This is a genomic window from Hominimerdicola alba, assembly GCF_900109655.1.
Taxonomy (GTDB): Bacteria; Bacillota; Clostridia; order Oscillospirales; family Ruminococcaceae; genus Hominimerdicola; species Hominimerdicola alba_B.
This window is the reverse complement of sequence record NZ_FOAT01000003.1, coordinates 1-12,142: the sequence shown is the minus strand read 5'-3', so window position 1 is coordinate 12,142 and position 12,142 is coordinate 1. Positions and strand designations below refer to the sequence as shown.

The 12,142-nt window shown below is 47.2% G+C and carries 12 protein-coding genes and 1 tRNA gene; 5 read left to right on the top strand and 8 right to left on the bottom strand.

Annotated features, from left to right (window positions below; translation table 11 throughout):
* Both BMY75_RS04205 and BMY75_RS04200 read left to right on the top strand, forming a co-directional pair.
* Positions 1-1,191, top strand: a 1,191-nt coding sequence (locus BMY75_RS04205; protein ID WP_431602514.1) for a SpaA isopeptide-forming pilin-related protein, incomplete at its 5' end; no start/stop codon positions are given.
* Positions 1,192-1,629: 438 nt separating this feature from the next.
* Entirely contained in the window at positions 1,630-2,511 is an 882-nt protein-coding gene (locus tag BMY75_RS04200; protein WP_074830218.1) for a hypothetical protein, read from the top strand.
* A 71-nt stretch (positions 2,512-2,582) separates the two neighbouring features.
* Here the strand turns inward: BMY75_RS04200 and BMY75_RS04195 are convergent, their stop codons facing one another.
* Both BMY75_RS04195 and BMY75_RS04190 read right to left on the bottom strand, forming a co-directional pair.
* Complete coding sequence (locus BMY75_RS04195) at positions 2,583-3,326, bottom strand: AIM24 family protein (RefSeq protein ID WP_074830215.1); 744 nt, start codon at positions 3,324-3,326, stop codon at positions 2,583-2,585.
* A 20-nt stretch (positions 3,327-3,346) separates the two neighbouring features.
* Positions 3,347-4,831 carry a TerD family protein gene (locus tag BMY75_RS04190; protein ID WP_074830211.1) on the bottom strand — a complete coding sequence of 495 codons (1,485 nt, stop codon included), beginning with the start codon at positions 4,829-4,831 and terminating at the stop codon, positions 3,347-3,349.
* 444 nt (positions 4,832-5,275) lie between these two features.
* Between BMY75_RS04190 and BMY75_RS04185 the strand changes: the two genes are divergently transcribed.
* Positions 5,276-6,556 (top strand): aspartate aminotransferase type Ic, encoded by a 1,281-nt coding sequence (locus tag BMY75_RS04185; protein ID WP_074830210.1) that lies wholly within the window; start codon positions 5,276-5,278, stop codon positions 6,554-6,556.
* Between the two features lie 164 nt (positions 6,557-6,720).
* Here BMY75_RS04185 and BMY75_RS04180 read toward each other — a convergent pair whose 3' ends face one another.
* The 5 genes from BMY75_RS04180 to BMY75_RS17875 all read right to left on the bottom strand — a co-directional run bounded on the left by BMY75_RS04180 (position 6,721) and on the right by BMY75_RS17875 (position 8,703).
* The gene (locus BMY75_RS04180) at positions 6,721-6,978 is read right to left on the bottom strand and encodes a TIGR03905 family TSCPD domain-containing protein (RefSeq protein ID WP_074830209.1); all 258 of its coding nucleotides are present in this window, start codon (positions 6,976-6,978) and stop codon (positions 6,721-6,723) included.
* A 172-nt stretch (positions 6,979-7,150) separates the two neighbouring features.
* Positions 7,151-7,492, bottom strand: a complete 342-nt coding sequence (locus BMY75_RS04175) for an arsenate reductase family protein (protein ID WP_074830208.1) — start codon at positions 7,490-7,492, stop codon at positions 7,151-7,153.
* On the bottom strand, positions 7,489-8,115 hold the full coding sequence (locus tag BMY75_RS04170; RefSeq protein ID WP_074830206.1) for a response regulator: 627 nt from the start codon (positions 8,113-8,115) through the stop codon (positions 7,489-7,491). The genes BMY75_RS04175 and BMY75_RS04170 overlap by 4 nt, the downstream gene beginning before the upstream one ends.
* A gap of 93 nt (positions 8,116-8,208) precedes the next feature.
* The gene (locus tag BMY75_RS04165) at positions 8,209-8,529 is read right to left on the bottom strand and encodes a hypothetical protein (protein WP_074830203.1); all 321 of its coding nucleotides are present in this window, start codon (positions 8,527-8,529) and stop codon (positions 8,209-8,211) included.
* Between the two features lie 74 nt (positions 8,530-8,603).
* Positions 8,604-8,703: transfer RNA gene (locus BMY75_RS17875), tRNA-OTHER, on the bottom strand.
* Positions 8,704-9,320: 617 nt separating this feature from the next.
* On the opposite strand from BMY75_RS17875, the gene BMY75_RS04160 reads away from it, so the two are divergent.
* Both BMY75_RS04160 and BMY75_RS04155 read left to right on the top strand, forming a co-directional pair.
* Positions 9,321-9,530 carry a DUF378 domain-containing protein gene (locus BMY75_RS04160; RefSeq protein ID WP_074830200.1) on the top strand — a complete coding sequence of 70 codons (210 nt, stop codon included), beginning with the start codon at positions 9,321-9,323 and terminating at the stop codon, positions 9,528-9,530.
* A 209-nt stretch (positions 9,531-9,739) separates the two neighbouring features.
* Positions 9,740-10,792, top strand: a complete 1,053-nt coding sequence (locus BMY75_RS04155; RefSeq protein WP_074830197.1) for a sensor histidine kinase — start codon at positions 9,740-9,742, stop codon at positions 10,790-10,792.
* Between the two features lie 54 nt (positions 10,793-10,846).
* On the opposite strand, the gene BMY75_RS04150 is transcribed toward BMY75_RS04155, so the two are convergent.
* Positions 10,847-12,142 (bottom strand): C39 family peptidase (locus BMY75_RS04150; RefSeq protein WP_170844247.1); only part of this gene is annotated, 1,296 nt, incomplete at its 5' end.

Here is a 12,142-nt window from a genome sequence, read left to right as displayed (position 1 = left end):
CTGACATTCAAGGTAGAGAACGGCAAGGTAACAGTTGTTGAAAACGACACAAACAAGGACAGCGGCGAGGGCTTCTATGATGTAGACAGCGATACCAACACTATCACTGTTAACGACGCTAAGAAGGTAAATACCACTAAGGTAACCATCACAAAGACCGACATCACAGGTGAAGCTGAGATAACAGGTGCAGTTCTTACAGTTGTTGATTCCAACGGCAATACAGTAACAGGTACTCCCTGGACTTCCGGTATTGACGGAAAGATCCTTGAACTCGAGCTTGAGAACGGCACTTATACTCTGACCGAGACCGAGGGCGACAACAAGATAGTTGACGAGAACGGCAACGAGTATGAAGTTATCGATAGCACACTCACCTTTAAGGTTGAGAACGGAAAGGTGACAGAAGTTATCAACGACACCGATAATAACGGCAAAGACGGCTTCTTCAAGGTAAACAGCGATAACAATACTATTACTGTAAGCGATGCTATGAAGATGACCACAACCAAGGTAACTATCACAAAGACTGATATCACAGGCGAAGCTGAGATAACAGGTGCAGTTCTGACAGTTGTTGATTCCGATGGAAATACCGTAACAGGTACTCCCTGGACTTCCGGTATTGACGGAAAGCTCCTTGAACTCGAGCTTGAAAACGGCACTTATACTCTGACCGAGACAGGTGACAATATCACTGATGCTGATGGTAACGAGTATGAAGTAATCGACAGCAGCCTCACCTTCAAGGTAGAAGACGGCAGAGTAACAGTTGTAGAGAATTCTACCGATAAGGAAAGTGGCGAAGGCTTCTTTGATGTTGACAGCGGTTCAAACACCATCACTGTCAGCGATGCTAAGAAGACTGACGACAGCAGCTCTCAGCCGACCATTGAAGACGACAGCTCGAAACCCGAGTTTGAAGGTCCCGAGGACAGCTCCGAAGATGAATCTCAGAGCGACTCTTCCGAGGAAGACAGCAGCGAATCTTCAAGCAGTGCTGATTCTTCAAGCAGCAGCGCGGCAGATTCCAGCAGCAGAGCTATGTCCACTACTTCTACCGCTTCAAACACAGGTAACCCCGACACAGGTGCAAGAGTTCTGGTAAATACAGCAGAATTCGCAGCTGCAGTTGCTCTGTGCTTCCTGGCTATCAAGCGCAGAAAGAACGACGATAACGACGATCAGTAATTTCTGAAATTATAAAAGAGAGCCACCCGAAAGCGCGGGCGCAAAAAAGATTTTTCAAAGCACTTCTGTCAGTAAAATGACAGAAGTGCTTTTTCGTTACATAGTTTAGTGTCCGCTTTGCGGACAGATCAAAGATCATCGCTGAGGGCGATACCTTAATTATTAATTATTCATTTAGTGGCGCCACGATCCCGGGTGGTTCTTTTTTGCTCAGATGTTGAGTATATGTGCAAATGAGTTCATATAGTGAGGACTCTTCCACAAAGTTTTCATCGAAAATCTGCGTGATGCACGAACAGTATTTTTTAAGATAAAGGTTAATTAGTCAAAATGCTTTTATTTTAATTTAACGTTCTGGTAATATTGACAACATAATTTTTTAGTGGTATAATTTCACTGTTGAAAAAATCACTACCGTAAAAGAAAGGACATATCGACATGAAGAAGAACAACTGTAAAACTATTGAAAAGATCGCACTTGGCATGACTGTACTTATGCTTGCTGTGTCAGCTGCAGGCTGCGGACTGACTGAGAATCCCGAAACCGGAAATTCTGACAAGGATGAGACTACAACTACTGTTGCTGCCGAAGCTTCCGAGGCTGAGGAAAGTGCCGAGGAAAAGACCGATGACGAAAAGACAGAGTCTGAGGACAAGCCCGCAGAGGAGGAGACTTCTTCCGAGGGTGCAGTTACAACTCTTTCCGATGATTTCGATGCCGAGCTTGATGCTATGATAGCCAGCATTGAAGCTGAAATTCCCGATATCACAGTATATTCGGGTATGGGCGGAAGCACCGACCCGGTTACAGAGGATAAGCCTTCTGATGGAAACACTACAACAACTACAACTTCCGCAGCAGCTTCTGCAAATGCACCTGTTGTATCCGATCTGAAAAACGAGCAGCAGTTCGTTTTTGACGGCAAGACCTATGATAACGAGACTTTCACAAGCGCAGGCGTTTCAGCACCTTCTGGCTGGGCAAAGGGCGCTTCCGATAGACAGTATGACAACTCTTTGTACACAGGCTGTGCCATAATTGAAGGACCTTCAAAGGGCGCTGCTTTCACCATAGGCGGAGCCAAGAAGGACGGCAAGACATCTTTCCCGAGCCTTCAGCTTTATAAGGGTCTTACCTGGGGCGCAACAGTTTCCGATATCAAGGCAGCCTACGGCGAGCCTGTAAAGGAAGGCAAGACTGAGCAGTACACAACTGTCCTCAACGACCTTTACTACCATTCGGCAAACGGCGGACTTATCGTTTTTGAAGTATCCGAGGACTGGGGTCTTATCACTGTTAACTGCTGTGGTATCTATTGATAATATAAAATAATAAACGACCGCTGCGGAGCTGATTCCGCGGCGGTCGTTGTTTTTTATATGATGTTTTATCAGTAAAGTCTGCGCTGTGCCGAGGGGCGTGAGCCCGAAGCTCTGCCGTCCATGGATACATCTACGCCCGATGTACGTTCCTCGGGCTGTATTATTACCGTTGCAGGTGCCTGCGGCGGCCATTCAAACATATAGGATTCACCTGAACTCTGACCGATAAAGTTTCTCCATGAGATATCAGTCCTCAGTGTGGGATCTGCGCCTATCCAGCAGACTGTTGCATCGGGGTCGGCTTCAAGGGTAGCGCCGGACTGTATATTGCTGAGCACCAGCGGGTTGCCGTCCACCAGTATAGCAACATATGAATCGTTGCCCTGACCTGTCAGTGTTGATGTCGCAAGACCTTTCTGGGAGATCACGCCCTGACCCAGAAAACGCACGCCGTACTTGCACTCACGTGAGAACGCAAGTATATTCTCGCTCTCGATAGAGATAGTCTCGTTGGGTTCAAGCTTGTAAACCACTACGTGCTGCTGGTCATTAGCATAATATGTAACGCTGTCCCCCTGAAATTCAACTTTCATCAGGGGCAGGTTCTCACCTGTTATCCTACGGGTCAGCTGACCAAGCAGCGCCTGACCGAAGCCCTCCTGAGGACCCAGCATAACTTTTGTGAATGTGTAGTTCTTGGGACCCATACATTCGCCGCCGATAAAAGCGCCTGCTTTTGTGTATATAAAATCTCCGCCGCCGCGGCAGGTTATTTTCAGACAAAGTTCGTTGACTGTTTCAAACATTACCATGATGTATTCTCCTTTTCCGACTATTCAAGCGCAACGCCGTACATTCCGCAGAACGCCGCCAGATCTTTGTTTACTCCCGAGCCTACCGCGTTGAATTTCCATTCGCCCTTGTAGCGGTAAAGCTCGCCCAGTACCATCGCCGTGACCGAGGAATAGCACTCGTCCATTTTAAAGCAGGCTATCTCACGGTTTGTGCGGCTGTCAAGTATACGTGCATAGAGGTTCTGCACCATGCCGAAATTCAGCGAATGAGCCCCTGCCTCGTAAATAGTCACCGCCAGAGCGATCTTCGTCACCCTCTGGTCTACGCGGCTGAGATCCATGATGATAGCCGCATCATCGGGTGAATTGGGGTCGTCCTTGAATATCTTGTAGTGCAGACCGTTGTCTGGGCTGTCGGGCTGACCGTAGAATATGAACCACTCGTCTCCGGGGACTTTTCCGTTGTCGCCAAGCATGAAAGCCGAAGCGTCAAGCTCGACTCTGCCGTCCTTAACGTCCCAGCCAAGGCATATCTTAAGCTGTTCCGCGGGTCTGCCGTCCCTGTCTTTTATGGAGTATTTCTGACCCTTTGCAAGCCTGTCCCCTGTGGATTCTGCGCGGTTGCGCTTGATGTTAGGACGGCTGTTCGCAGGGTTTGAAGCGTAGCTTGCAGGTGCATTGTTGACAGGCTGCTGTACGCCGAAATTGGTCTGTCCTGCCCTGGGAGTATTCCGCACAGGTTCCCATGCGCCCTGCTGCCGATTCTGCTGAGGTGGCTGTGGCTGATTCCGTACAGGCTGCTGAGGCTGGGCAAAGATCGCATCAAGAGGATCGCCCGAAGGCTGATTGTTATAGCCGTTGTTCTGGTAGCCGTTCTGAGGCTGGTTGTTATAGCCGTTGTTCTGGTAACCGTTCTGTGGCTGATTGTTGTAGCCGTTGTTCTGGTAACCGTTCTGTGGCTGATTGTTGTAGCCGTTGTTCTGGTAACCGTTCTGTGGCTGATTGTTGTAGCCGTTGTTCTGGTAACCATTCTGTGGCTGATTGTTGTAGCCGTTATTCTGGTAACCATTCTGCGGTTGGTTATTGTAGCCGTTGTTCTGGTAGCCATTCTGCGGCTGATTGTTGTAGCCGTTGTTCTGATAGCCATTCTGTGGCTGATTGTTATAGCCGTTGTTCTGATAGCCGTTCTGCGGCTGATTCATATTACGGTTCATACCGCCGTTAGGGTGGTCGATACTGTTCGCACCGTTGAGCCCACCGTTCTGCATGGCACTCATAGCCACTGCGCCAACAGCCGCACCTGTCACAAATCCGCCTACAGAACTTGGATTGACGATACCTCCGCCCATGCCCGATATACCGCCCATACCCATTCCGGGCATTCCGCCCATCATGGCACCGCGGTTCATCAGACCTGTCAGATCGTTTATAGGCGGCTGTACAAAGTTTGTCGTGCCGTAGTTGTTCAAGAGGTCGTTTCTGCCTAAAGCGCCTCTGGTTATCATAGGAACTAAAAGACTCATGCTGCTGCCTCCTTTTCCTTTTGTGTTATGTCCACAAGGGGACTGTATCTGTTTTGTTTATACACGGTTATTATATCACAAAATTCCCGAATTTTCAAGACCTGAAACATAAATAATCAGCTGAGAAAAAGCACTCAGCAAAAATAAACATATCGCCTTAGGCGATACCATAATTATCCATTTTTCATTATTCACTATTCATTATTCATCGAGCGTCAGCGTTACCGCGCTTCTGGGCAAACGCTTAAAAGATATTTCATAAACTTTTGCAATCAGATTATCTAATTCGCCTATATTCGGGGTAAGGGTAGGCGTTAGTTAGTATAAAACGGAGATTTTTTGCAGGACGAGCCTTTTTCACTTGCAAAATCGTAAAAAATAGAGTACAATACAATAGTCGGAAAAAGACAGTATTTTAGCTTATTATTTCGGAGGGTACAGAATATGAAGTTAACAGAGATGTCCCGTGAACAGCTTCTGGAGTTCAAAAATAAGGTGCAGGAGGAGTATGACGGCTATAAGGCTCAGGGTCTTGCACTGAATATGGCAAGAGGTAAGCCCGCAGCTGAACAGCTGGACCTGACAGAAGGTCTGCTGACCTGTGTTTCAAAGAGCAGTGACTGCTTTGATGATGAGGGCGTTGATTGCAGGAACTACGGCGGTCTTGACGGTATCCCTGCTGCAAAGAAGCTCTTTGCGCCTATGCTGGGCGTAAGTGAGAAGGAGCTTATCGTATTCGGTAACTCCAGCCTTAATATAATGTATGATACTATCGCTAAGTACCTGCTCTTCGGTGTTGACGAGCAGTCCAAGCCCTGGAGAGATCAGGGCAAGATCAAGTGGCTCTGCCCCGTTCCCGGTTATGACAGACATTTCCTTATCTGCCAGAAGTTCGGTATCGAGATGATAAATATCCCCACCGACGAGAACGGTCCCGATATGGATATGATCGAAAAGCTGGTCGCTGAGGATGACAGCATCAAGGGTATCTGGTGCGTGCCTATGTACGCTAACCCCACAGGCGTTACTTACAGCGATGAGGTAGTCAAGAGATTTGCGAATATGAAGACAAAGGCTTCTGACTTCCGCATTTTCTGGGATAACGCTTACTGCGTACACCACCTTACTGATACTCCCGATAAGCTGCTGAACATCCTTGATGAATGTAAGGCTGCTGGCAACCCCGACAGAGTTGTTATGTTCGCATCTACTTCCAAGATCAGCTATGCGGGCGCAGGCGTTGCAGTTATGGGCGCAAGCGAGGCTAATATCAAGTATATCCTCTCACTGATGACTGTTCAGACCATTGGTCACGATAAGATCAATCAGCTGAGACACGTTAAGTTCTTCGGCGATTTTGAGGGACTTAAAGAGCACATGAAGAAGCACAAGGCACTCATTGCTCCCCGTTTTGAGGTAGTTCTTGATACCCTCGATAAGGAACTGGGCGAGCTGGGCGTTGCTGAGTGGACTAAGCCCAACGGCGGCTATTTCGTAAGCTTTAACGCTATGAACGGTACCGCAAAGCGCATAGTTACTCTTTGTAAGGAAGCTGGCGTTGTACTGACAGGCGCAGGCGCTACCTTCCCATACGGCAAGGATCCCGATGACAAGAATATCCGTGTTGCTCCCACATATCCTCCTGTTGAGGAACTGAAGATCGCTGCAAAGCTCTTTACAGTATGTGTAAAGCTGGCAAGTGCAGAAAAGCTGCTGGCTGAGTAAACAATCGAGCAGCCCTCCGAGGCTGACAAAATATACGATCATCAAAAACACCTCCGAACCAAGTAGTTCGGAGGTGTTTTGCGTTTGATGTGTTCCCGTATTACCGATGATATTGTGTAAAACGGGATCTCTCCCTCACAGCACTATGAAAAGCACAGGGGGAATCAAGGATTTTCTGCCAGAGCCTTTTCCACTGCTATGGCAAGCTGATCTGCGCAGGAAGTGCCTCTTCCGCTGCAATCATTGCCTTTCAGCAAACGCACAGCTTCCATCGGGTCTTTGCCCTCCAGCAGCACGCCGATGGCTTTAAGATTGCCGTTGCAGCCGCCTACAAAACCGACATCGTGCAGTTTGCCGTCAACGATATCAAAGGTTATTTTTCTGGCACATACACCGTGGGGTGTATAATCGAATGTCGCCATATTATCCCTCCTTGGAAGATCTTGGACTTATGGTGGTTTGTGTAGACTATTATACCACTTTTGGTATTTAAAATCAACAGCATAAATTTGAAGATAACGTTTAAGATATAAATGTTTTTTCAAATTTTAATAATTACGTAAAAAACAGAGATCAGCTGACCTCCGCATATTTTTATTCCCAGTTTTTCCAAACATCGGGACAATAGCCCACAGTAGCCTGTCTGCCGTTGCGGACAACGGGTGCGGCTATCAGTGCGGGCTCTTCAAGAAGCTTTTCGCGCTTCTCCTCGATACTGCCGAGGTATTTAAGCAGGTCAGCGGTTTCGCTCTTTGCTTTCGGGTCGATGAGCTTTTCGATATCGCCCACTGCTTTCAGCACCGAATCGAACTCTCCCTTGCTCATGCCCTTGCTTACAAGGTCAATGGACTGAAATTTTATCCCGCGCTCCTTGAAATAGCGCTCTGCCTTTTTGGTATCAAAGCTTTTAGCCTTGCCGAATATCTGAATGTTCATTTTTTCACCTCTGTATAATAGTACACCGCCAGCTGTGTGCGGTCACGCAGCTGTAGTTTGTCCAGCAGATTGCTGATATAGTTCCTGACAGTGCCCTCGCCAAGGAACAGCTCTGCGGCTATCTCCTTGTTGCTTAGTCCCGAAGCCACCGCTTCCATTATCTCCCGCTCCTTGTCGCTGATGCCGTGAGCCGCAAAGTCGAATTCCTCTTTGTGGGACATAAGCTCGGGCAGTCGGCTGACTATCTTCTCACCGAAAACGCTCTGACCCCCTGCCACAGCTTCAAGAGCGGCGGCGATACCCTCAAAATCCTGCTTCAGCATATAACCCTTAGCACCCATGCACAGGGCTTTTACGATGTATTCATCATCGTTGAAAGTAGTCAGATAAAGAAGCTTTGCATCGGGGTGCGCCGAGAGTATATTCTCGCCCGCTTCAAGCCCTGTCATGCCCTCCATGCGAATATCCATCAGCATAACATCGGGACTAAGCTCGTCATAAAGACGAATGGCTTCTTCGCCCCCCGAAGCCATAGCCTCAACGGTTATGCGCCCCGTGCTTTCAAGTATGGTTTTCAGTGACAAAGCCACAAGCTTGTCGTCATCGGTGACTATTATCCTCATAAGTACCTCGCTAAAAAATTACAGTAGTTTTTCTAAGCTAGATCAGAAGTTGTATTTGTATCTTTGTTTTGGTTCATTATTATATACCAATTATTACTTGGTATGCAGAGACTGGATGAATAAAAAAACCGAAAGTATACAAACGGTCGATGTCAGCAGCAGTTCAATGATGTAGATAATACGAAACACACCAGATCTTTGTTTCGCAGCCGCTTTAAAACCTATGATCTCAGGTATCAGAGATATAAATGGCAGAAAATACATACCATAAATTGCCAGGTGACCGATAAGGTTCTCACCTGACATGACCCAACTGCCGTAACTGTACTGCATTCCGTTAAACCACGAAAATATTTCTAAAGCCAACAGAATAACAGGTATCAAACACAGACCCAGTAACTTTCGATTTGTCATAAATTATCCCTCTGTATCGATTATCGTTCTATTTTATATATTTTGATCTATCTAATTAACGACATAAAATATATGGCAGATGACGGGAATCGAACCCGCGAGATCGCCGCAGATACCCCGCCGTATTTAACCGACCACGCACCCGCGACCGCGTTACCCCTTCGCCACATCTGCCGTAAAACATCCGGAAATATTATACCACAAAACCCCCGTCAATGCAAGTCGAAAAAGGCTTCGGAAAAATCAGGGCAAAAAAATAGCAGGTCAACGGTGACCTGCGGAAAATAAAACAAAAAAACTATGTGTAGAACAAAAGAAAGGAGACAACAAAACGGATGTTAAATCAATCTGATTATTCGATTTCCTTAACACCATCTATATTATAATCGCTTTTGCCTCAAAAGTCAAGGGGTATGGAAAGTTTTTTTCGGAAATTCGCAAATTTCGGCGACTTGCACAATTTTCATTTTTTTGCGTATGCATATGCTACATAGAATTATAGTATGCCATAAAAATGCCTTAAATTCTTTACTTTTATTAACAAATGGGGAGAATGGTCATGTTTCATATTCTTATATTTTTGTTACAAAACAAAGTCTAAACTTTTTACAGCTTGCCAAAAATTGCTCTTTTATTTGTGCATATTTCTTGATAAACTGTTCATAATAAAATCAGCAACGGCAAGTATGCTGCTCTGAAACTGCGGAATATCTTCGATACAGCGTAAATGCGCTTTAAAAGGAATATCTGCAAAATAGGGCGGCATCAGCCGAAAGAAAGGAATGGTACGAATGCTGGACAGGATAGCTCTTGCGCTGCTTATAGTAGGCGGCATAAACTGGGGTTTGCTGGGTATATTTGAATTTGACCTGGTGGCTTTCATCTTCGGCGGACAGGCTGCATTTTTGTCGAGGATAGTCTACACACTGGTGGCTATATCCGCGATATGGTGCATCTCGCTGTTCTTCAAGGACAGAGAACTGCTCCCCGACGCCGCATAGCGCGCCGCCCTGCCGATAATATATCAGGAAAGCAGGGCAGAGGAGTTCCCGACCCAAAACGCACAAGGCACGGGCTTGCAGCGTCGAGGGAGGGCTGCAAGTCCGACGGGAGCTTCTCTGCGCTGCTTTCTGCTGCCTTGACATCGTCCACAAAATCGTGTAAAATTATAGTTGTCGGCATATTAAGCATGGCAGGGGAGGTGTGTGCGGTGAAAAGGCTGTATGAAAAGCTTGCGATAGTGCTTATATGTTTCACTGGCTTCATACACGAAGGTTCATCTATAAAGGAAGTAGCGGCTATGCTGCCCGCCCTCAGTGTTTCGGCACTGGCACAGCTTCTTCCAGGGCGCAAGCTTACGGCTGTGCTTTTAGCCCTGTGTGCCGCCCTTTGCGGAATTCTTCCACCAATGGTATGTATGCTGCCGCTGCTGCTTTATGACGCTCTCTGGGAAGGCAAATGGCAGCTGATTCTCTGCGGACTGACTTATTTTATGGGTGAGCCCGATGCTTCACAGGTGGCGATATCAGCGGCTTGCTGTGCAGTCACAGTGATGATATATCTGCGGGTGTCGAAGCTTGAAGAAACGGTGGATACCCTGAGAAGTCTGAGGGACGAAGTCACTGAGAAGAATATGCAGCTTAAAAGCACCAACGAAGCCATAGCCCGTGCCCAGGACAGCGAGATACATATCGCCACCCTGAAAGAGAGAAACCGTATCGCCCGCGAGATACATGATAACGTAGGGCATATGCTGACGAGATCCCTTTTGCAGGCGGGTGCGCTGATGATAATCAACAAGGACGAACAGCTGAAAGAACCTCTCGAAAGCCTTAAAACCACCCTGGATAACGCTATGACAAGTATTAGGCAGAGCGTTCATGACCTGCACGATGATTCAATAGACCTGCGGCGTGGCATCGAGGAAGCTATCTCCGCGGTAGACGGCAGATTCACGGTGAAGCTGGACTACGATATGTCGGAAAAAGCCGCGGGAAACGTCAAGCTGTGTATACTGGGCATCGTAAAGGAAAGCCTTTCCAATGCGGTTAAACATTCAACTGGCGACAGGATAAATGTTTCCGTTCAGGAACACCCTGCGTTTTACCGTCTGACTGTCGAGGACAACGGAAAATGCGGCGAGATCGCACAGACGGGCATAGGTCTTGAAAATATGCGTGAACGTGCGGCAAGCATCGGCGGCACCATAAATTATACAGCCACCGAAAAAGGCTTCAGGGTATTTATGTCCGTACCCAAATAACCGAAAAAAGGCACTTCTGTCAGTATGCTGACGGAAGTGCCTTGTCTTTATGGCTTATTTTTTTGAAATAATTACAGTCTGTCTGCCGAGTGTGTTGTACGAATCCATGAATTTATCATAGGAAATTGTCTGTGTCAAGCCGTAGTAGCTGGTTCTGTCGAAGTTTTCAACATTGCCGATGATAAAGCATTTATTGGCATCATCGTAGCCCATCAGTACAACGGTATGCTGTCTGCCGTACCATGTGAACTTGTATGTGCCTGAACCCGGATTGGTGTACTGCTGACCCGCTGTAAGGGTCTGGGTGCATACAGCATATGGATCAACTTCGGAGTACCAGATTATGGGGTTGTTGCCTTTGTCCAGCTCCTTTTTCAGACCGCTGAGGTCAAGTCCGCCGCTGACTTTGGTATCGCCAAGGTCAAGCTTAGTGGGGTCAAATTTCAGGTTGTTAACGTTGTTTCCTGTGTAATAATCGGTATTCAGTGCGATATTGTAGTTGCCGCGGACGCCGATAGCTTTTAGATACTGGTTAGCCGACTGTGCAATCAGGGGAGCGTAACAGCCGTAGCCCACACTGCCCTCCATATGGTAAGGAGAGCCCCAGAAGCAGTAGTTGGGGTCAACGTTTATTGTACCGTTGGAGAATGCCTGTTCGGGCATATAATAGTTTATCAGGGTGTTTTTACTGACGTTTATACCAAACTGATAATTCAGCACCGATGCAAGAGCGGTTTCCTCACAGCCCAGCACTGCGGGATTTCCGCCGAGATATCCGTCCTGATTTATAACAGACAAGTCGTGGTTAACATAGCTCGCGGTGTTAGAAGAGCCATTGATGCAGGATGTAGGAACATAGCCTATCTGAGTGCCGTTAGAGTTAGGCAGGAATACCTTAGTCCAGCCATTAGCGGGCAGGTCTGTCTGCATTATAGTATCTCCGACTGACAAATTGCCAACCTTAGTGCTGCCGGTGCTTGCGCTGGCATAGATCGGTGTAGCGGTGGTACACTTTACGTAGCCGTCGGTAACAACTGTAACTGATGTGGAGTATTTGCCGTAAGCTTTCTGACCGTTGACGGTCTTGTAAGCACGAACTCTGGTCTTGAAGCCTGTGCAGGAAGCAAGGTTTGTGAACTTGTAGCTCTTAGATGTTTTAGCATCGTAAGCTACCCACTTGCCATCTATCTGGATAGAAGCTTCGTAGCCCTCAGCGCCTGAAACGCCGTTCCACATGAGGGTAGCGCTGTTAGTATCACTGTTGTAGAAATAGCTGTTGAAAGTAGGAGCAGCCAGATCAGCAACAGGGTCTGAGCTGGAATTTCCGTTAAGGCAGCTGGTAGGAACATA

Bases quoted from the DNA above. Each gene is read 5' to 3' on its own strand.
- BMY75_RS04200 (WP_074830218.1), top strand. From the start codon at position 1,630: ATGAAGAAGAACAACTGTAAAACTATTGAAAAGATCGCACTTGGCATG.
- BMY75_RS04195 (WP_074830215.1), bottom strand. From the start codon at position 3,326: ATGGTAATGTTTGAAACAGTCAACGAACTTTGTCTGAAAATAACCTGC.
- BMY75_RS04190 (WP_074830211.1), bottom strand. From the start codon at position 4,831: ATGAGTCTTTTAGTTCCTATGATAACCAGAGGCGCTTTAGGCAGAAAC.
- BMY75_RS04185 (WP_074830210.1), top strand. From the start codon at position 5,276: ATGAAGTTAACAGAGATGTCCCGTGAACAGCTTCTGGAGTTCAAAAAT.
- BMY75_RS04180 (WP_074830209.1), bottom strand. From the start codon at position 6,978: ATGGCGACATTCGATTATACACCCCACGGTGTATGTGCCAGAAAAATA.
- BMY75_RS04175 (WP_074830208.1), bottom strand. From the start codon at position 7,492: ATGAACATTCAGATATTCGGCAAGGCTAAAAGCTTTGATACCAAAAAG.
- BMY75_RS04170 (WP_074830206.1), bottom strand. From the start codon at position 8,115: ATGAGGATAATAGTCACCGATGACGACAAGCTTGTGGCTTTGTCACTG.
- BMY75_RS04165 (WP_074830203.1), bottom strand. From the start codon at position 8,529: ATGACAAATCGAAAGTTACTGGGTCTGTGTTTGATACCTGTTATTCTG.
- BMY75_RS04160 (WP_074830200.1), top strand. From the start codon at position 9,321: ATGCTGGACAGGATAGCTCTTGCGCTGCTTATAGTAGGCGGCATAAAC.